At 60.9% G+C, this 18583-nt stretch carries 17 protein-coding genes and 1 pseudogene; 4 read left to right on the top strand and 14 right to left on the bottom strand.

What is annotated here, in order from left to right:
- Positions 1-2: 2 nt before the first annotated feature.
- The 4 genes and pseudogenes from EJA70_RS31305 to EJA70_RS01590 form a co-directional block, all read right to left on the bottom strand.
- Positions 3-866 (bottom strand): methyl-accepting chemotaxis protein, encoded by an 864-nt coding sequence (locus EJA70_RS31305; protein ID WP_371924490.1) that lies wholly within the window; start codon positions 864-866, stop codon positions 3-5.
- Positions 864-1088: pseudogene (locus tag EJA70_RS31300) on the bottom strand (HAMP domain-containing protein); the annotation flags it as partial. The pseudogene EJA70_RS31300 and the gene EJA70_RS31305, both read right to left, overlap by 3 nt.
- 990 nt (positions 1089-2078) lie before the next feature.
- The gene (locus EJA70_RS01595) at positions 2079-3452 is read right to left on the bottom strand and encodes a PLP-dependent aminotransferase family protein (protein ID WP_158829171.1); all 1374 of its coding nucleotides are present in this window, start codon (positions 3450-3452) and stop codon (positions 2079-2081) included.
- 186 nt (positions 3453-3638) lie between these two features.
- Positions 3639-4400 (bottom strand): SDR family oxidoreductase, encoded by a 762-nt coding sequence (locus EJA70_RS01590; RefSeq protein WP_158829169.1) that lies wholly within the window; start codon positions 4398-4400, stop codon positions 3639-3641.
- A gap of 238 nt (positions 4401-4638) precedes the next feature.
- On the opposite strand from EJA70_RS01590, the gene EJA70_RS01585 reads away from it, so the two are divergent.
- Entirely contained in the window at positions 4639-5643 is a 1005-nt protein-coding gene (locus EJA70_RS01585; protein WP_158829168.1) for an NADP-dependent oxidoreductase, read from the top strand.
- Between the two features lie 149 nt (positions 5644-5792).
- Here the strand turns inward: EJA70_RS01585 and pyrF are convergent, their stop codons facing one another.
- A complete protein-coding gene (gene pyrF / locus EJA70_RS01580; protein ID WP_178116825.1) occupies positions 5793-6491 on the bottom strand; it encodes an orotidine-5'-phosphate decarboxylase in 699 nt (232 codons plus the stop codon).
- Positions 6492-6787: 296 nt separating this feature from the next.
- Here pyrF and EJA70_RS01575 point away from each other — a divergent pair, with 296 nt between their 5' ends.
- The 3 genes from EJA70_RS01575 (at position 6788) to xopAW (ending at position 9671) form a co-directional block, all read left to right on the top strand.
- The gene (locus tag EJA70_RS01575; protein WP_008087827.1) at positions 6788-7537 is read left to right on the top strand and encodes a response regulator; all 750 of its coding nucleotides are present in this window, start codon (positions 6788-6790) and stop codon (positions 7535-7537) included.
- Positions 7537-8586, top strand: a complete 1050-nt coding sequence (locus EJA70_RS01570; protein ID WP_158829164.1) for a HAMP domain-containing sensor histidine kinase — start codon at positions 7537-7539, stop codon at positions 8584-8586. Before EJA70_RS01575 ends, EJA70_RS01570 begins: the two co-directional genes overlap by 1 nt.
- Before the next feature lie 230 nt (positions 8587-8816).
- The gene (xopAW, locus tag EJA70_RS01565) at positions 8817-9671 is read left to right on the top strand and encodes an EF-hand domain-containing protein (protein ID WP_158829162.1); all 855 of its coding nucleotides are present in this window, start codon (positions 8817-8819) and stop codon (positions 9669-9671) included.
- Between the two features lie 793 nt (positions 9672-10464).
- Here xopAW and EJA70_RS01560 read toward each other — a convergent pair.
- The 9 genes from EJA70_RS01560 to EJA70_RS01520 form a co-directional block, all read right to left on the bottom strand.
- Positions 10465-11517, bottom strand: a complete 1053-nt coding sequence (locus tag EJA70_RS01560; RefSeq protein ID WP_008087822.1) for an AI-2E family transporter — start codon at positions 11515-11517, stop codon at positions 10465-10467.
- A gap of 69 nt (positions 11518-11586) precedes the next feature.
- Complete coding sequence (locus EJA70_RS01555) at positions 11587-12405, bottom strand: DUF4892 domain-containing protein (RefSeq protein ID WP_158829160.1); 819 nt, start codon at positions 12403-12405, stop codon at positions 11587-11589.
- Between the two features lie 103 nt (positions 12406-12508).
- Positions 12509-13363 (bottom strand): alpha/beta hydrolase, encoded by an 855-nt coding sequence (locus EJA70_RS01550; protein ID WP_158829158.1) that lies wholly within the window; start codon positions 13361-13363, stop codon positions 12509-12511.
- Positions 13360-14166 carry an alpha/beta fold hydrolase gene (locus EJA70_RS01545; RefSeq protein ID WP_008087815.1) on the bottom strand — a complete coding sequence of 269 codons (807 nt, stop codon included), beginning with the start codon at positions 14164-14166 and terminating at the stop codon, positions 13360-13362. The genes EJA70_RS01550 and EJA70_RS01545 overlap by 4 nt, the downstream gene beginning before the upstream one ends.
- A gap of 180 nt (positions 14167-14346) precedes the next feature.
- Positions 14347-14790 (bottom strand): hotdog fold thioesterase, encoded by a 444-nt coding sequence (locus EJA70_RS01540; protein ID WP_158829156.1) that lies wholly within the window; start codon positions 14788-14790, stop codon positions 14347-14349.
- Positions 14791-14821: 31 nt separating this feature from the next.
- A complete protein-coding gene (locus EJA70_RS01535) occupies positions 14822-16477 on the bottom strand; it encodes an AMP-binding protein (RefSeq protein WP_158829154.1) in 1656 nt (551 codons plus the stop codon).
- A 165-nt stretch (positions 16478-16642) separates the two neighbouring features.
- Positions 16643-17095, bottom strand: coding sequence for a phosphohistidine phosphatase SixA (gene sixA / locus EJA70_RS01530; RefSeq protein WP_007917466.1), 453 nt, complete (start codon positions 17093-17095; stop codon positions 16643-16645).
- Positions 17092-17439 carry a DUF4389 domain-containing protein gene (locus tag EJA70_RS01525; RefSeq protein ID WP_008087808.1) on the bottom strand — a complete coding sequence of 116 codons (348 nt, stop codon included), beginning with the start codon at positions 17437-17439 and terminating at the stop codon, positions 17092-17094. Before EJA70_RS01525 ends, sixA begins: the two co-directional genes overlap by 4 nt.
- Before the next feature lie 21 nt (positions 17440-17460).
- Positions 17461-18486, bottom strand: coding sequence for an NAD(P)H-dependent glycerol-3-phosphate dehydrogenase (locus tag EJA70_RS01520; protein ID WP_158829152.1), 1026 nt, complete (start codon positions 18484-18486; stop codon positions 17461-17463).
- Between the last annotated feature and the right edge of the window lie 97 nt (positions 18487-18583).

Genomic DNA, 18583 nt, shown 5'->3' with positions numbered 1-18583 from the left:
GGTCAAAGCCGAAAATGGCCGACCATCGAGCGCAACTCATTGCCCAACTGCGCCAGCTCAACACTCGACGCCGCATTCCCGCGCATCGCCAGCGACGACTGATCCGCACTCGCCCGAATACTCGTGACGCTGCGATTAATCTCCTCAGCCACCGAACTCTGCTCCTCGGCCGCCGCCGCAATCTGCTGATTCATTTGCTGAATCAACGAAACCGCTGCCGCAATACTCCCCAGCGCACTCTCCGTCTGCAACGCATCACTGACCGCCAGCTTCACCAGCTCACCACTGCCCTGAATCTGCTGCACCGACGAATGCGCCGCTGCCCGCAACGCACTGACCAAGCGCTCGATCTCCTCGGTCGATTGTTGCGTGCGCCGCGCCAACGCACGCACCTCATCCGCCACCACTGCGAAGCCCCGGCCCTGCTCCCCGGCCCGCGCCGCTTCGATTGCCGCGTTGAGCGCCAGAAGATTGGTCTGCTCGGCCACGCTCTTGATCACCTCGAGCACCGTTCCAATATTCTGAATTTGCGCGCTCAGGCTCTCGATGCTGGAACTGGCCGATGACGCCGAATCCGCCAACTGCTCGATCCGCGCCATGCTCTGACGCACCACCTGCTGACCACTCTCGACCTTGCCATCCGCCGTTTGTGCGGCCAACGCCGCTTCTTCGGCGTTGCGCGCCACATCGTGTACGGTTGCGGTCATCTGATTCATGGCCGTGGCGACCTGCTCGGTTTCCTCTTTTTGGCTGCTGACCTCAAGGTTGGTCTGCTCAGTCACCGCCGACAATGATTGCGCCGAACTGGCCAGTTGCTCGATGCCCGCCTGCAAGCCGCTGACAATCGTGCTCAACCCCGCGCCCATCTGTTGCATGGCCTGCATCAACTGGCCAATTTCGTCCCGTCGCGTCACTTGCACCGTGGCGCTCAAATCGCCGGCAGCAATCTGCTGCGCCACCTGAATCACGCTGCGCAACGGCGCCACGATCAAGCGGGTAATGACCCATGCGGCGATCAGGCCTACCAACAATGCCAGCGCCGACGACCCAAGAATCAGCAACGAATTTTTCTTCAGCTCCGCCTGCATCGCACCGTCTTCAGCGACATAGGCCTGATTGACCCGCTCCACCACTTGCGCGGCGCGCTGGTGCAATTGTTCGTAGACGGTTTTTTCCTGTGCCAGCAGCCCGGTGTATTCGGCCAGTTTGTCGTTGAACCCGGCGATGTGCCCGGACACCTCATTGAGCACCGTCAGATAGCCCTCGTCCTTGACCGTTGCTTTCAGCTCCTCGGCCTGTGCCTGAGCCTGCGCCGCCTGTTCGATGTTGCCCTTGCCCGCACTGTCGGCATCGCCCTTGCGGCTTTGGTCCAGACGAATTCGCGCCTCGTTCATCGCTTGCAGCATCAAGCGCGAAACCTGGCTGACCTGGCTGGCTTGCTCGATAAACTGCGCACCGTCCTTGCCCTCGGTGTCTTTCCATGTATAAGCACCATCGTCGGCCAGCCCGGCCTGCAACACATCGAGATTATTGGCCACGCTGGACACCGACCAACTGGCCATCTCCAGCGCCAGATCCTTGGCTTGTGTCAGCGATACGAACTCATCGAACGCCTTGCGATAGGCGCCCAGCGATTGTTCGACATCACTCATCACCGGCACATTGGCGGGCGACAGCGCCTTGAGTTCGTTGGCCTGGGCAATCAGCCCATCGACGCCTTGCCGCAAGGCATCGGCGGTTTTCGGGTCACCGCGCAATGCATATTCCTGCTCCAGCAGGCGCACCTTGAGTAGGCCACTGTTCAGCGCAGACATCTGCTTGAGCCCCTCGAAACGCTGACTGATGGTCTGCAGGGACCAGACTCCGATGGCCGCAACCAGCGCGGTCAACAACAGCACCAGGACAAACCCGACACCCAGTTTTTTCGCCATACCGAGGTTGGCAAAACGTCCTTGCACGGCCGAAATCATTGCGCGTAGTCCCCTGCCATAGTCTGTGCACGAAGATTCGCAACGGCCACGAACCAGCACAAGTCTCTGGCGTCGGAATAATGGCAAAAAGCTACGCTCGCGTCGTTTTCAGAACACTCGAGGTCGATCCGCACAGGTACTGCGAAAAAACTGCCGAGCCCGAGGGTCGCAGGCGTAGGCGACGTTGATCCGGTGCCACTCGCTGACCTCACCGCTGGGGCTGAAGGCGTTCGGCGCAGACAACACCACATCATTACGCTGCGCGTGTCGGCGCAGACGCACATGATCGGTCATGGAAGAACGCGCCCAGATGAACAACCCGCCGGTCGGCTTGCCGAAAACCTCCCAGTCAGCGTCTTCGAGCGCTTGCAACGCCGCTGCGCGATCGGTATTCAAACGCTGGCACTGGCGCTGCACCAGTTTGCGATAAGCGCCGCTACCCAAAAGGCTGGCCAGCACCGCCTCGCTGAACCCGCAAGCGCCCAGGCAACTGATCATCTTGACCTGCGCCAGCCGGGCGATCAGCTCGGCGTCAGCCAGAATGAAACCGACCCGCAGCGAACTGCTCAGGGTTTTCGAAAAACTGCCCACATAAATAACCTGTTCATCCAGCGCCGCCAGTCGCGTGCCGTTACCACTGTGCAGGTCGGCGTAGACATCATCTTCAATCACGCGCACGCCGTGCAGCCTGCACAGCTGCAGGATCTGCTGCGCCACAGTCGCCGTCAGGCTGGTGCCGGTCGGGTTGTGATGATGACTGTTGATGAACATCGCGACCGGCTGAAACTCCCGCAGCAGCGCCTCGAGTGCGACGACGTCGGGCCCCAGCGGGGTGCGACGCACCTCGAGCATGTGCACGCCATGCAAGCGCAGCAGGTTGAACAATGGCGCATAACCCGGGGTTTCAACCACCACGCAATCCCCGGCCCGCAACAGCGTCCGCACGATCAGATCAAGCGCGTGGCTGGCTCCCGCCGTGGTCAGTAGCTGGCTCTCATGGGCTTCGATGCTCAGGGTTTTCAGGCGTTTGACGATCTGCTCTCGCAGGGTGAAAAGGCCCAATGCCGAGCTGTAGCCGAACAGACTGGCCATGTCGGTGCGGGCTACCTGCCTGATCGCGTAGCTCAGGTCGTCAGACTCACGCCAGCCCTGAGGCAAACCGCCGCTCCCCAGCTTCAAGCCGCCCACCGTTGCACACATCCCTGCGCAGCCGACCTCGCCGACCGTTCTGCTCAGCGTTTTGGGTGACGCCGCCACCATAAATCCCGCGCCCTGACGTGAGGCCAGAATGCCTTGGGCAACCAGCCGTTCGCAGGCCTCGGTCACACAGGACTGACTGAGCAGATTGCCCCGGGCAATTTGTCGAACCGAGGGCAGACGCGTGGCGGGTGGCACGCCACTTCGCATGATCCAGTCAGTGAGTCCGTCAACAATCTGCTGCACTACCGGCACCAATGCCTGGCGGTCAATTCTCAATTCCATGAGCTTGTAAACTCCTGTCCGTTTTGCTGGCGGCAGTAAATCACAGCCGCGCCGCACAGGCTGTGCGACAACGCCGTCAAAAGCGACCGTTCTAACGCCTTGATACACATTGTTTAGCGGATACACAGAGCAGGCCGCCGGCATAAAAAAACCCGCACCAGGGCGGGTTGGTTTTCAGGCGCTGTTTCAGAACGCGGTGACGCCACCGTCCACGGCCAGCGAGTGCCCTGTGGTGAAGGCGGCGCCGTCGCTGCACAGGTACAGCACGGCGCTGGCGATCTCCTCGACCTTGCCAATACGGCCGACCGGGTGCATGGCATTGGCGAACTCGCCCTTCTTCGGATCAGCCTCATAGGCACGCCGGAACATGTCGGTGTCGATCACCGCCGGGCACACCGCATTGACGCGGATTTTCTTCTTCGCGTATTCAATGGCTGCCGATTTGGTCAGGCCGATCACCGCGTGTTTCGACGCCGCATAGATGCTCATTTTCGGCGCTGCGCCAAGTCCGGCCACCGAGGCGGTGTTGACGATCGCCCCGCCGCCCTGCGCCAGCAGCAATGGCAACTGATACTTCATGCACAGCCAGACGCCTTTGACGTTGACGCCCATGATCGCGTCGAACTCGTCCATCGAGCCTTCCGCCAGTTTGCCTTTCTCGATTTCGATGCCGGCATTGTTGAAGGCGTAGTCGAGACGGCCGTAGGCATTGATCACCTCGTCCATCAGATTTTTCACTTCGCTTTCGACGGTTACGTTGCAACGGACGAAGGTCGCTTCACCGCCGGCTGTACGAATCAGCGCCACGGTGCCCTCGCCCCCCGCGGTATCCAGATCGGCGACCACCACTTTCAAGCCTTCGGCGGCGAATGCCTGGGCGGTCGCACGGCCGATGCCGTTGGCCGCGCCTGTGACTACGGCAACCTGACCGGAAAACGTCATGCTCATTGTTATGTCCTCGAACGCAAAGATGCAGGGGGATGCTTGTCGTTGCAGCATAGCGACAGCGGGTTATCAGACGTCAGCACTATCCAGTGGCTGTTTAAGTGCTCATGCGTCGCAGTGATAAACCTGTGCGGGTGACTATCACTGCACTGGATCGACTAGCATTCGCCGCATCAGCCAACCTTGCGACGTTGCCGTCGAAGGTCTATCAACAAAGCTTCATTCAACTCGAGTGCCTGTCATGACTTCCCAGACCAATCGCCAGTTCCTGCTCGCCAAACGCCCGGTGGGTGCGGCCACCCGCGAGACTTTTACCTATCAGGAAGTACCGGTCGGCGAGCCGGCGGCGGGACAGATTCTGGTCAAGAACGAATACCTGTCCCTCGACCCGGCCATGCGTGGCTGGATGAACGAGGGCAAGTCCTACATCCCGCCGGTCGGTCTCGGTGAGGTGATGCGCGCACTGGGCGTAGGCAAAGTCATCGCCTCGAACAATCCAGGGTTTGCTGTCGGGGACTACGTCAACGGTGCCATTGGCGTGCAGGATTATTTCCTCGGCGAGCCCAGAGGTTTCTACAAAGTCGATCCGAAACTGGCGCCGCTGCCGGTGTATCTGTCCGCACTGGGCATGACCGGCATGACCGCGTATTTCGCCCTGCTGGATGTCGGCGCACCGAAGGCTGGCGACACCGTGGTGCTGTCCGGGGCGGCGGGTGCAGTGGGCAGCATTGCCGGGCAGATCGCCAAGATCAAAGGTTGCCGCGTGGTGGGTATCGCCGGCGGCGCCGACAAGTGCAAGTTCCTGATTGATGAACTGGGTTTCGACGGCGCCATTGATTACAAAAACGAAGACGTGATCGCCGGCCTCAAGCGCGAGTGCCCGAAAGGTGTGGACGTGTATTTCGATAACGTTGGCGGTGACATTCTCGACGCAGTACTGAGCCGTTTGAATCTGAAAGCACGCGTTGTGATCTGCGGTGCGATCAGTCAGTACAACAATAAAGAGGCGGTCAAAGGCCCGGCCAATTACTTGTCGCTGCTGGTCAACCGCGCGCGCATGGAAGGTTTTGTGGTGATGGATTACGCGGCGCAATACGCCAGCGCGGCGCAGGAAATGGCCGGCTGGATGGCCAAGGGGCAGCTCAAGAGCAAGGAAGATATCGTCGAAGGCCTGGAGACCTTTCCGGAGACGCTGATGAAGTTGTTCAGCGGTGAGAACTTTGGCAAGTTGGTGTTGAAGGTTTAACGTCGAAGATCAAAAGATCGCAGCATGCCGCAGCTCCTACAGGGGTTTACATAACCTGTAGGAGCTGCTGAAGGCTGCGATCTTTTAACGTTTTCGACCACAAGACAGGCAAGATCAAAAGATCGCAGCGTGCCGCAGCTCCTACGGGATCAGGCGATTTCGGCTACTACCGAAGCCAGCGCCTGCGCCGGGTCAGCCGCTTGGCTGATCGGACGACCAATCACCAGATAATCGGAACCGGCATCCAGCGCCTGACGCGGGGTCAGAATGCGGCGCTGATCGTCCTGCGCGCTGCCCGCCGGGCGAATGCCCGGGGTCACCAGTTGCAGCGACGGGTGCGCGGTTTTCAGCGCCGTCGCTTCCAGCGCCGAGCACACCAGACCGTCCATGCCAGCCTTCTCGGCCAACGCGGCCAGACGCAACACTTGCTCTTGCGGCTCGATGTCCAGGCCGATACCGGCCAGGTCTTCACGTTCCATCGAGGTCAGCACGGTCACGCCGATCAGCAAAGGCTGCGGGCCGCTGCGCTTGTCCAGCTCATTACGGCACGCGGCCATCATGCGCATACCGCCGGAGCAATGCACGTTGACCATCCACACGCCCATCTCGGCGGCGGCTTTCACGGCCATCGCGGTGGTGTTGGGAATGTCGTGGAATTTCAGATCGAGGAATACTTCAAAACCCTTGTCACGCAGGGTGCCGACGATTTCCGCAGCGCAACTGGTGAACAGTTCCTTGCCCACTTTGACCCGGCACAGTTTCGGGTCCAACTGGTCGGCCAGCTTCAGTGCGGCGTCACGGGTGGGGAAATCCAGGGCGACGATGATAGGAGTCTGGCAGGCGGACATGAATGGGCTCTCAGGCAGGTCGAAATCGGCGCGCATTGTAGCGGAACCGGCGGCGGCGCGGCACCCGATGATCGGTAAATCGTCGCGCCAACCGTGATCAGCATAGCGCTCGCTGCTATTGTGTCGACTCCGATACACAACCGACACGCCAGCAACAAGCGCCCGCGCTAGCCTCGCCAGCCGCAACACGTCCTTACATCAGCACTTCCCGCCTCACGGCCGGACGCCTATGCTGAAACCACAACCTCGCAGCCCATCTTTGTGGTTGGCGGCCTACCTGGCAGACGAACAGCCTCATGCACAACACCCAAACGACCGCGACTGATGAGCCTAAAGACGACAAGCGCTGGAGCATTCGCGCGTTGATCGTCGACGACGATGTGCCGATCCGCGAGCTGATGATCGACTACCTCGCCCGCTTCAACATTCACGCCAGCGGCGTCACTGACGGTGCAGCGATGCGCGTGGCGATGCAGGCCGAACATTTCGACGTCGTCGTGCTCGACTTGATGCTGCCGGGTGAAGACGGTTTGTCGCTGTGCCGCTGGTTGCGCGCCGAATCGGACATCCCGATCCTGATGCTCACCGCACGTTGCGAGCCGACCGACCGCATCATCGGCCTGGAACTGGGCGCCGATGACTACATGGCCAAGCCATTCGAACCGCGCGAACTGGTCGCGCGCATTCAAACCATTCTGCGCCGGGTACGCGATGACCGTACCGAGCAACGCGCCAATATTCGCTTCGACAATTGGCGCCTGAACAGTGTCTTGCGTCAGTTGATCGCCGACGACGGCCTCGTGGTGCCGCTGTCCAACGCCGAATTCCGTTTGCTGTGGGTTTTCATCGAACGCCCGCGCCGGGTGCTCAGCCGCGAACAATTGCTCGATGCCGCCCGTGGTCGCTCGATTGAAGCGTTCGACCGCAGCATCGACCTGCTGGTCTCGCGCTTGCGGCAGAAACTCGGTGACGATCCAAAGGCCCCGCAGTTGATCAAAACCGTGCGCGGTGAGGGTTATCTGTTCGACGCGCGGGACATCGGCTGATGCGGGCGCGCTTCGACACGCTGTTCGGTCGCCTGTTTGGCGTGCTGTTCGTGGCGATTGTCCTGGCGCACCTGTTGGCTTTTGCCTGGTTCCACCATTACGGACCGCCGCCCCCTCCGCCGCCGCCTGAATTCTCCCAAGCGTTTGACGGGCAGCGGCCCGCGCAAAGTCCACGCTTCGAACTCCGTCCGCCGCGCCCCTGGTTTGGCGGGCCGGTGGTGCCACTGACCTTTCAATTCATTACTTTGATGATTGCTGCCTGGTACGGCGCGAAACTGCTCAGTCGGCCGATCCAGCGCTTGAGTGACGCCGCTGAACGCCTCAGCGAAGACCTCGACAGTCCGCCGCTGGACGAGTCCGGCCCCCGTGAAGCGCGGCAGGCGGCGCACACCTTCAACCTGATGCAACAACGCATTCTCGAGCAGGTTCAACAGCGCGCGCGCATGCTCGGTGCCGTCTCCCACGACCTGCGCACACCGCTGTCGCGACTGAAACTGCGCCTGGAAAACATCAGTGACGACAAGCTGCAAAGCCAGATGCGCCAGGACCTCAACGACATGATCGGCATGCTTGACGCCACCCTCACCTACCTGCACGAACAGCGCACCAGCGAAGCCTTGCAGTTGATGGATGTGCAGGCGCTGGTCGAATCGTTGTGCGAAAACGCTCAGGATCAGGGCGCTGACGTTGAGGTCAACGGCCATTGCGCACCCTTGCCGGTGCAACCGATGGCGCTGCGCTCGTGCCTCAACAACCTGTTGGACAATGCCCTGCGCTATGCCGGCCAGGCACGCATCGAACTGCACGATCAACGTGAACAGTTGCTGATCCGCGTGATCGATCACGGCCCGGGAATTGCCGAGGACAAGCGTGAAGCGGTGTTTGAACCGTTTTATCGCCTGGAAGGTTCGCGAAATCGCAATTCTGGCGGTGTCGGTCTGGGCATGACCATCGCCCGCGAGGCCGCGCAGCGTTTGGGTGGACAACTCAACCTGGAAGAAACCCCCGGCGGCGGCCTCACCGCGATCATTCGCCTGCCGCGCCCCTGAAAACACCACTCCCCCTGTAGGAGTGAGCCTGCTCGCGATAGCGGTTTATCTGTGGGAGTTGTTTTGCCTGACACACCGCCATCGCGAGCAGGCTCACTCCTACAGGGTTCGTGGTGTGCTTTCAGTCTGTGTACCCCTCGGTACAAACCTCACATACCCCTGACAACTTAATCCCTGAGGCTGCATAAGCCGGTACACCCACCGGTTTTCCATTCCAGGGAGTGAATCCGATGATCGGTAGCGTCAGCAACTACACGAGCTATACCAGCACCAGCAGCACGACCACGCAAAATGCACGCAGCCAGCAACTGCAAAAAGAACTGTTCGCCAAACTCGACAGCAACGGCGACGGCGCGGTGGATCAGGACGAACTGAACAGCGCCCTGTCGCAAAAGTCCGACGACGGCCTGCTGGTCAGCCTGAGCAAGCAATTCGGTGATCTGGACAGTGACGGCAGCGGCGGCCTCAGCGCCGAAGAAATGACCGCCATGGCGCCACCACCGCCACCGTCCGGCAATCAACCGCCGAACACCGACCTCGCCGACGCCCTGATCAGCGCCCTCGACCTCGATGGCGACGGCGCCATCAGCAGCGACGAACTCAGCAGCGGCCTGACCAGCGCCGGCAGCACCGCCGACAGCAGCAAAATCTTCTCGGCTCTGGACAAGAACGAAGACGGCGTCGTCAGCCAGGACGAACTCACCGCCAGCCTGACCCCACCGCCACCACCGCCACCGTCAATCAACAGCGACGAATTGTTCGGTCAACTCGACGCCGATGGCGACGGCAGCGTGAGCGCGACCGAACTGAGCAGCGCACTGCAAGCCAGCAACAGCACCTCATCGAGCAGCACCGACACCAGCGCCGCACTGCTCAAAGTCCTGGACAGCGACAGCAGCGGTGGCGTGAGCAGCGACGAGTTGAAAGCGGCATTGCAAGCGGGACGCGAACGTCCGGATGACCAACAGACAGCCTCGGCCCAAAGCACCACCGAAGCGCTGAACCGCATGATTGCCAACCTGAGCAAACAGTATTCGCTGGAGCAAACGGCGTCGGTGGGCAAGTATTTGAACGTCGCGACGTGAGCTGACCGGGTGAACGGTGATCGTTTCCAGGCGGGGTCTGGAAACGGTCATTTATGTGCCTTGCAGAGGATATTGGCGGGCTGCAATGCCCCATCGCGAGCAGGCTCACTCCTACAGTTTGAGCCGGGTGCATTCAGAGGAAAATGAGTTGACTGGCAGGCCGTCATCGCTGGCAAGCCAGCTCCCACAATTTGAATCGGGTACGTTCAGAGGTAAATCGGACGGAGGTCAGACCGCCATCGCGAGCAGGCTCACTCCTACAGAAATCAAAAGCCGACCGCATGCTTCTAACCACTCAACACAATGAGCGTTAGCTCGAGTGCAGCTCTTGATCTGAAGGCCCGTTGGCAGGCTCCCACAATTTGAATCGGGTGCATTCAGAGGGAAAGGGCTGGCGGTCAGGCCGTCATCGCGAGCAGGCTCACTCCTACAGAAATCAAAAGCCGACCGCGTGCTTCTAACCACTCAACACAATGAGCGTTAGCTCGAGTGCAGCTCTTGATCTTGATCTGAAGGCCCGTCGGCAGGCTGAGTGGAGGGATTGATCCGGGGGTGGGAGCGCAGCGACCGTTCGACGAAGTCGAACACATCGAGAGGAGGTGCAGCGCAGCAAACCGGAGGCGATGCCCCCGGATCGATCCCGGAGCGAAGGAACCCCGAGCCTAAGCGAGGGGCCGAACGTCAGGGCACAGCCTTTTGGTTCCTTTTTGGCGTTTGAAAAAGGGACTCGCCGTAAGGGCGAAACCGTCAGTAGCCACACCCGCAGAAACGGATATTCACTCAAACAAAAAAATCAACGCCGCTCCTCAACCCGAGACTGACTCTTGCTCCAATCCGTCAACAAACTGTAAGCCACCGCCAACAACGTAGGCCCGATAAACAAACCGATAAACCCAAACGCAATCAACCCGCCAAACACCCCGAGCAAGACAATCACCAACGGCAAATTCCCGCCGCGGCTGATCAGATACGGCTTGAGCACGTTATCCACGCCACTGATGATGAACGTCCCCCAGATCCCGAGAAACACCGCCATCCCATACTCACCCTTCCAGGCCAGCCAGGCCGTGGCCGGCACCCACACCAACGGCGGCCCCATCGGAATCAGGCTGAGCAGGAACGTCACAATCCCCAACACCAGCGCCCCCGGCACACCGGCAATCAGAAAGCCGATCAACGCCAGAATCGCCTGCGCCGCCGCCGTACCAATCACCCCGTTGACCACCCGCTGCACCGTACCGGCCACCAGCTCGATGTAATAACCGGCACGATCACCGATCAACCGCTCCAGCAGACTGTGCACAAACGCCGCCAGTCGCGGCCCGTCGCGGTAGAAAAAGAACACAAAGACGATGCTCAGCGTCAGCTCGAGAATCCCGCCCCCAATCTGCGCACTGCGCGCCAGCAACCAGTTGCCGACCTGGCCTAGATACGGCTTGATCGACACCATCAATGCCGCGCCCTGCTGATCGATGCTATTCCAGAGGCCGACCAGCCGTTCACCCACAAACGGCACCGTGCCCAGCCAGACCGGCGCCTCCGGCAGGCCATCAACCTGTACATCTTTGATAAACGCCGTGGCATCGCGCACATGATCGGCCAGGTTGAACCCCAGCCAGACCAGCGGCGCCGCCACCAGCAACATCCAGCCGAGGGTCAAAATCGCCGCAGCCAACGCCTCGCGCCCCTTGAGCAATCGGGTCAGCAAGCGCATCAGTGGCCAACTGGCGAACGCCAGCACCGCGCCCCAGAACAGCGCCGACCAGAACGGCGCCATCACCCAGAAGCTGGCGCCAAACAACACCAGCAGCAGGATCTGCACCAGCAGTCGATCGTTATTGAGCATGTGAGATCTCGAAAAAGTCAGTCAGGCCAAGAGTAGGCGAACACGCCACGCGTGCTCGCCCGGCACAGCTTAACGCAACAGATCGATGCGCAGGCCCACGCCATCGACGCTGCCTGTCTCCATGCGTGCCGCGCGCACGCCCTGATTGATCAGGGCCTGGCGCCACGCTTCGGCTTTCGGCCCGGACACCGTGACCCGCTGGGTGGTATCGAGGTTCAAGCCACGGGAGATCAGCCGCAGCCAGGTGTCATCCGGATCATTCACCAGTTTCGGGAAATCCAGCTCGCCGGTGCTCTTGAGCTGGCGCAGCAAGGTCGCCGAGGTGGGCAACAGCTCGCCCAACGGTGCAGCAGCCTCGAACTGCTCGACGTGCAGATAGGCTTTGCGATTGCCGCGAGTGATGCTGTAGAGCGCCACCAGCGTGTTGTCGCGCGGAGCGGCCAGTCTCAACAACAGATACGCCTGTTGTTCATCGGCGCCGTACAGCTTGGAGTTGCCGAACACCTCATTGGCCCACAGGCTGCTCTCGCCGCAATCGCGGGCCTGGCACCAGAACAGCAACTCGGCGTCCTGTTTTTGCAGGGCCTCGCGGGCGGCGGTGAAGGCTTCGGTGGCGGAGTGTTCGGGCGGCAGCTCGTAGGTCACCGACGTGGTCTGGCCACGGGCAGTGACCTGGCCGTCGAAACGTAATTGGCCGCTGATCTTGCGGATCGAGCCCAGCGGGTAGATGCGTTCGAGCTCGACGCTCGGCCGATAGTCGACAATTTGCGCATCGGCCAGGCGCGGCACGATCTGCAGATCCTGACTGCCAGGCACATCGGCGGCGAAAGAAACGGAACTGAAACAGCACAGCGCCAACAGACTGAGTGACCGCGTAGTCAGGCTCATCGGATCGGCATGACTGTGTTATTCGGGGTCGCAGCGGTATAGAAATCCATCGTGGTTGTCTCCCATTTCAACCCGCCCAGCCTCGACAGTTGCCTGCGGCAAGTCAAGGAATGGCGAAGAAGCGATTGAAACAGTCTGCGACAAGATCCGCCCCGGCCTCGTCGTTCAGGTGCAAATGGTGCCCGCCTGGCAACTGTTCCCGGCTAAAGGGTAGACGCTCCAGCAACTCCGGGTGCCTGGCCAGCATGCCGTCGGCGGCGACCACCAATTGCGCGGGGCAGCCGATGCGCGCAACGAACGCCATTGCCTGCTCCTGGGTCAGGCGCAGTGGCGACGGCAAGGTCAGGCGATTGTCGGTGCGCCACGTGTAACCGCCAGGCACCGGCATCAGTCCACGCTGAGCCAACAACTGCGCCGCTTCGCGACTGACCGCTACCAGACCTTTCATGCGCGCTTCGATCGCACGGTCTAGGGTGTTGTAAACCGGTTTGCGCTTCTCGCGCAGATCCAGTTGCGCTTGCAGGGCCATGCCCATGCGTTCGGCAGCATTTTCGCCTTTGTCTGTAGGAGGAATCACGCCATCGATCAACGCCAGATGCGTGATGCGCTCCGGCAATGAGCCCGCCAGCACCATGGACACAATGGCGCCCATCGAATGCCCGAGCAAGCCGAAACGCTGCCAGCCCAGTTGCTCGGCGACTTGCAACACGTCATGGGCGTAATCCCACAGCGCATAGCCAGCCCCCTGCGGCCGATGCCCGGAATGGCCGTGCCCGGCCATGTCCAGCGCAATAATGCGCAAGCCCTTCAGCTTCGGCGCCAACCGGGCGAAGCTGTTGGCGTTGTCGAGCCAGCCGTGCAGGGCAATGACCGGCAAACCGTCCTCGGGCCCGAACAAATGCGCCGCCAGTTCGATGTGTGGCAGGCTCAGGCGCACTTCTTCAAAGGTCGGGCTCATGCGCAATCCTTGTCCTGACGGTTTTCCCAGCGGCTAAACAGGGTCTTCAGCAACCGCGCCGTGTCTTGCGGGCGCTCGAGCGGAAACATGTGGCCGCCGGGCATGCTCAGCGCTTCGCCTTGCGGCATGCGCGAGACGAAGCGGGTGTGATGGCGCATCACCACGCTGCTCTTGTGTCCGCGCACCACCGCCAGCGGCACCTGCAATTGGCGAGTACGGCCCGGGCTGGTGTGCGGCACACCGCGATAGATGCTGATTTCGGTTGCTGGATCAAAACGCAGGCGCAGCTTGTCGCCGACCGGATGCAGACCGTGTTGCAAATAGGCGTCGAAGCACTCCGGGTCGAAACCGCGAAACAGGGTTTTGCCGGCAAAGTAGCTGCGCGCGCTGTCGAGATCGGCAAACTCTTCACGCCGGCCTAACGTGCGGCCGGCCGGTGTCAGCCTGTCGATAAAACCGAACCGCTTGGCTGCGCGGATCACCCACTGATCTGTACGGGTCAACACCGGCGAATCAAGCATCACCACGCCGCGATACAGCTCAGGGCAACGCAGTGCGGCGTGCAGGTGCAGGACGCCACCAAAGGAATGACCGACGCCCCACACCGGCTGATCCTGCTGTTGCAAGTGATGGATCAGCTCATCGACCAGGTTGTACCAGTTGTCATCAGCGGGGAAGCGCGGGTCATGGGCATGCTGTTCCAGATGCGCGACCCGGTACTCGGGCGCCAGCGCCGCGAACAACTTGCCATAGGTGCCCGAGGGAAACCCGTTGGCGTGGGCGAAAAAGATCGGTTGCGACATACGGGCAAATCCATGAGCGGGAAACGTGGGGTTGATTGTCCGTAAGACCTTGCCTCACAGCAATGACCATAACTGCCAGAAAGGGTGGTGGAGATGCTTCAGAAGCAAAAGATCGCAGCCTGACATATGTACCCCTGTAGGAGTTGCCGAAGGCTGCGATCCTTTGATCTTGAAAAACCGTCAGCGCGCCGGCGGCTGCTCACCCAGCGGCACCACAGCCATGGTCAGCCGCGTCACACAACTGGCCTTGCCTTCGTCGCTGGTCAAACGGATATCCCACACATGCGTAGTACGACCGATGTGAATGGGTTTGGCCACCGCCGTCACCCGGCCACTGCGCAAGCCGCGCAAATGGTTGGCGTTGATCTCAAGCCCCACGCAATAGAATTTGCTGGCATCGATGCACAGATAGCTGGCCATCGAGCCGACAGTTTCCGCCAGCACCACCGAGGCGCCGCCGTGCAGCAAACCGTAAGGCTGATGCGTGCGATGGTCGATGACCATGCTCGCCGTCAGCGACTCTTCGTCGAACGCTTCGAAGCGGATGTCCAGCACTTCGCCGATGGTGTTTTTCTGGATTGCGTTCAACTGCTCGATGTCGGGAGTGGTACGCCACAAGCTCATCGCAGACTTCCTTTGTTGTTTTAGTCGTCGCTCAATCCTGCCACAGCACCGCCTCACTGCGCTCGCTCCATTCTTCGAAGCGGGCACCGTAAGTGGCTTCGATGACATTGCGCTTGAGCTTCAGGGTCGGGGTCAGAAAGCCGTTTTCCACCGCCCAGCTGTCCTTGACCACCACCAGACGCCGCAGTTGCTCATGCTTGTCGAGCACGGCGTTGACCTCTTCCAGCAGTTTCTCCAGGCTCGAATGCAGGCTCGCCCGGGCCTCCTGATGATTGACCGTCGAGAGCACGCACAAACCCAATGGCGCACTCAGCCCCTCGCCGACGACACACACCTGTTCGATGCGTGAATGCACGGCCAGGCGATTTTCGATCGGCGCTGGCGCGACGTATTTGCCCTTGCTGGTCTTGAAGATTTCCTTGAGTCGCCCGGTCAGGCGCAAACGCCCTTCGCCATCCTGCTCACCCTTGTCGCCAGTGCGCAGAAAGCCATCCTCGGTAATCGTCTCAGCGGTTTTCTGCTGCTCCTTGAAGTAGCCGAGCATGATCGCCTGACTGCGTATCTGCACCTCGCCGGATGCGTCGATTCGCACCTCGACATCCGGGCACGGCCTGCCGATCCAGCCTTGGCGGTATTGCCCCGGCAGGCAAATGTGCGAATAACCGCAACTTTCGGTCAAGCCATAGACCTCCAGCACATCAAGGCCGAGTTTCTGGTACCAGTCGAGCAACGTCTGCGGCACCGCCGCCGCGCCGGACAATGCCACGCGCAAGGCATCGAGCCCCAGCCCCGCAAGCACTTTGTGCCCGACGCGCTTGCCAATGAACGGCAGCCCGAGGAGCCAATCCAGGCGTTTCGCCGGGATTTTGCTGTACACGCCCATCTGGAATTTGGTCCAGATGCGCGGCACGCCAAACAGCGCGGTCGGCCGTGCACGCTGCAGGTCAGTGATGAAGGTGTCGAGGCTTTCAGCAAAGAACACGGTCTGCCCGGTGTAGATCGACGCCAGCTCGACAAACATGCGCTCGGCGACGTGGCACAGCGGCAAATAAGAAAGCAGCCGGTCATTTTCATTAAGGCCGAACAATCGCGTGCCACGGCTCGCGGCAAACCCGAAATTGCCGAAACTGTGCATCACGCCCTTGGGCAGGCCGGTGGTGCCGGAGGTGTAGATGATGGTTGCCAATTGCTCGGCGGGTGGACGCGGATCGTCCTGAATCGGCGAACTGCGCTGCAAGTCTGTCCAGTTGAAATCGAACGCGCCGGGCGGGTGCAGCGGCAGGCTGATGGTCGGCAGATCCGCCGGCACGCCTTGCGACATGCTCGGCCAGTCATCCAATTTGCCAATGAACGCAAGAACGCTTTCCGAGTGATTGAGCACTTGCGCGACGGAGTCAGCGGTGAGGTTGGGATACAACGGAACGGAGACGTGCCCGGCCATCCAGATGGCCAGATCGGCGATGATCCAGTGCGCGCAGTTTTTCGAGATCAGGGCGATGTGGCTGCCTTGCGGCAACTCGCGGGCACGCAGCCAGTGCGCGGCGCAGCGGGCTTGATGGCCAACGTCGGCCCAACTCAGTGTTTCGACCTGTCCGCCGCCGGTGGGCTGCACAAGAAAGCGCTGGCGCGGGTGCCGGGCTTCACGTTCGTAGAACACGTCCAGCGGCAAGCGGAAGGCGGCAGACATGCGACTTGCTCCTGTTTTTAGGTCTGGAGCAAGCGTAGCCAACCAAGCAAGTGCTTGGTTGATTTTTTTACCTGTGGAAACAAAGTCAAAAGATCGCAGCCTTCGGCAGCCCCTACAGGGAAATGCATTCCGATGTAGGAGCTGCCGAAGGCTGCGATCTTTGCTTTAAGGGTGTTTGAGGCTGTTAAGGGTCATCGAGCCAATCAACAGCTCAGGGCTTTCCAGCTCGGCCAGCCCGGCGGTGCTGACCTTCTCCGGCGGATACCCGGCGCCATGCTGCAGATAACTGAGCAGATTGCCCACCAACGGGTTATGGCTGACCAGCAGCACATTGCTCACCGACACCAGTTGATCGGTGACCTTGTCCGGATCAACCTCCGGGGTCAGCCATTCGACCGTGCGAATCTCCGGTTCGAAACCCAGCGCCTCGCGAACAATCTGCGCGGTCTGCTGTGCGCGCAGATAGGGGCTGGCGTAAATCGCCGTCAGCGGCTGGCCGATCAAGCGTGCGGCGCTGCTCAAGGCTTCTTTGCGACCGTGCTCGGTCAGCTCCCGTTCGGAGTCGGGGCACGAGCCATAAGGCACGGCCTCACCGTGACGCAATACCCAGAGTTTCATAGCTTGGGTTCCTCATCTCGGACCGGATGCGGTGCAGGGGCGACGGCGTGCGGCGCTTCACCTTCCGGGGTACGCGGCGTTGGCCAGTCGGCGAACGGCCACGGTTTCTGGTCGCTGTGGAAACTGCCGAAACGGCCGATCTGCGCCAGGAACTGGCTCAGGCTATCGCCGAAATTCATCAGGCTGGCGCTCGGCGCGCCATAGATCAAACGATAGATCAGTTGCACCAGCACCACCGCGCCGAGGATGAACTGCGCCACCTGCCAGACCAGCACGTAGACGATCATCCACAGCACCCGCAGGAGGATGGATTCGTACTTGGCTTCGGTTTTCGGATCGTTCATGGCTTGCTACTCCCGGCTCACTCAGTTGAAACCACTGGTGGAAATAAAGTCGACGTCGGTTTTCGGCTCGGCTCGCATCAGTAGACCGATCACCTGCTCCAGCGTGCGTCCCTCAAAGAGGATCGCGTGCAGCCCGGCGACCAGCGGCATGTACACACCGACTTCCTGCGATTTGGCCTTGAGCACCTTCAAGGTGTTGACCCCTTCGGCGACTTCACCGAGGCGCGACACCGCTTCGTCCAGACTCAAGCCTTGACCGAGGGCGAAACCGACCTGATAGTTGCGACTCTTCGGCGACGAGCAGGTGACGATCAAATCGCCGACGCCGGCCAGACCGAGGAAGGTCATTGGGTTGGCGCCCTGATTCACCGCAAACCGGGTCATCTCGGCCAGGGCGCGAGTGATCAGCATGCTTTTGGTGTTCTCGCCCATCTCCAGCGCCACCGCCATGCCGGCGATGATTGCGTAGACGTTCTTCAACGCCCCGCCCAACTCGACGCCGAAACGGTCGGCGCTGGCGTAAACGCGGAAGGTGCGACCGTGCAAGGCGGCTTGCACCTGCTTGCAGAGTTCTTCGTCTTCACTGGCGACCACTGTGGCGGTCAGCGCGTGTTCGGCGATCTCGCGCGCCAGGTTTGGCCCAGAGAGCACGCCGATGCGTGCCTGCGGGGCGATCTCTTCGAGAATCTGGCTCATCAGTTTGAAAGTCTGGGCTTCGATGCCTTTGGTCAGGCTGACCAGCATTTTGCCGCTCAGACGCTCGGCGTGGGCAGCCAGCACCGTGCGCAACGCGCTGGACGGCAGCGCGACAAAGCACAGATCGCAGGCGTCGAGCGTGGCTTGCAGGTCGGTGACCGCGGTCACGCCTGGAAGAATCTTGATGCCTTTAAGGTAACGCGGGTTTTCGCGATTGACCCGGATGGCCTCGGCCTGCTCGGGGTCACGCATCCACTGCAGGACTTGATGGCCGTTCTCGGCCAGTAAATTGGCCACGGCGGTACCAAAACTTCCGCCTCCCAGGACCGCAATCGGGCGCTGTTCAGTCATATGCAATCCGTTAATCCATACCAGTGGCGATGCCGGCATTATACGGGGCGACCCGATGGCGGCCAGCCCCTGCGTCAATTACCGACACTTGTAGGAA

Origin of the sequence: Pseudomonas sp. PB103, assembly GCF_009764635.1 — a bacterium.
Lineage (GTDB): Bacteria > Pseudomonadota > Gammaproteobacteria > Pseudomonadales > Pseudomonadaceae > Aquipseudomonas.
Note: the sequence above shows the minus strand (reverse complement) of the source record. Positions and strands in the feature narration are given on the sequence as shown.

Coding starts and splice junctions, on each gene's coding strand:
- EJA70_RS01560 (WP_008087822.1), bottom strand. CDS start 11,517: ATGCTCAATAACGATCGACTGCTGGTGCAGATCCTGCTGCTGGTGTTG.
- EJA70_RS31305 (WP_371924490.1), bottom strand. CDS start 866: ATGGGCGCGGGGTTGAGCACGATTGTCAGCGGCTTGCAGGCGGGCATC.
- EJA70_RS01575 (WP_008087827.1), top strand. CDS start 6,788: ATGCACAACACCCAAACGACCGCGACTGATGAGCCTAAAGACGACAAG.
- EJA70_RS01525 (WP_008087808.1), bottom strand. CDS start 17,439: ATGAACGATCCGAAAACCGAAGCCAAGTACGAATCCATCCTCCTGCGG.
- EJA70_RS01540 (WP_158829156.1), bottom strand. CDS start 14,790: ATGAGCTTGTGGCGTACCACTCCCGACATCGAGCAGTTGAACGCAATC.
- EJA70_RS01590 (WP_158829169.1), bottom strand. CDS start 4,400: ATGAGCATGACGTTTTCCGGTCAGGTTGCCGTAGTCACAGGCGCGGCC.
- xopAW (WP_158829162.1), top strand. CDS start 8,817: ATGATCGGTAGCGTCAGCAACTACACGAGCTATACCAGCACCAGCAGC.
- pyrF (WP_178116825.1), bottom strand. CDS start 6,491: ATGTCCGCCTGCCAGACTCCTATCATCGTCGCCCTGGATTTCCCCACC.
- EJA70_RS01545 (WP_008087815.1), bottom strand. CDS start 14,166: ATGTCGCAACCGATCTTTTTCGCCCACGCCAACGGGTTTCCCTCGGGC.
- EJA70_RS01585 (WP_158829168.1), top strand. CDS start 4,639: ATGACTTCCCAGACCAATCGCCAGTTCCTGCTCGCCAAACGCCCGGTG.
- EJA70_RS01555 (WP_158829160.1), bottom strand. CDS start 12,405: ATGAGCCTGACTACGCGGTCACTCAGTCTGTTGGCGCTGTGCTGTTTC.
- EJA70_RS01550 (WP_158829158.1), bottom strand. CDS start 13,363: ATGAGCCCGACCTTTGAAGAAGTGCGCCTGAGCCTGCCACACATCGAA.
- EJA70_RS01570 (WP_158829164.1), top strand. CDS start 7,537: ATGCGGGCGCGCTTCGACACGCTGTTCGGTCGCCTGTTTGGCGTGCTG.
- EJA70_RS01520 (WP_158829152.1), bottom strand. CDS start 18,486: ATGACTGAACAGCGCCCGATTGCGGTCCTGGGAGGCGGAAGTTTTGGT.
- sixA (WP_007917466.1), bottom strand. CDS start 17,095: ATGAAACTCTGGGTATTGCGTCACGGTGAGGCCGTGCCTTATGGCTCG.
- EJA70_RS01535 (WP_158829154.1), bottom strand. CDS start 16,477: ATGTCTGCCGCCTTCCGCTTGCCGCTGGACGTGTTCTACGAACGTGAA.
- EJA70_RS01595 (WP_158829171.1), bottom strand. CDS start 3,452: ATGGAATTGAGAATTGACCGCCAGGCATTGGTGCCGGTAGTGCAGCAG.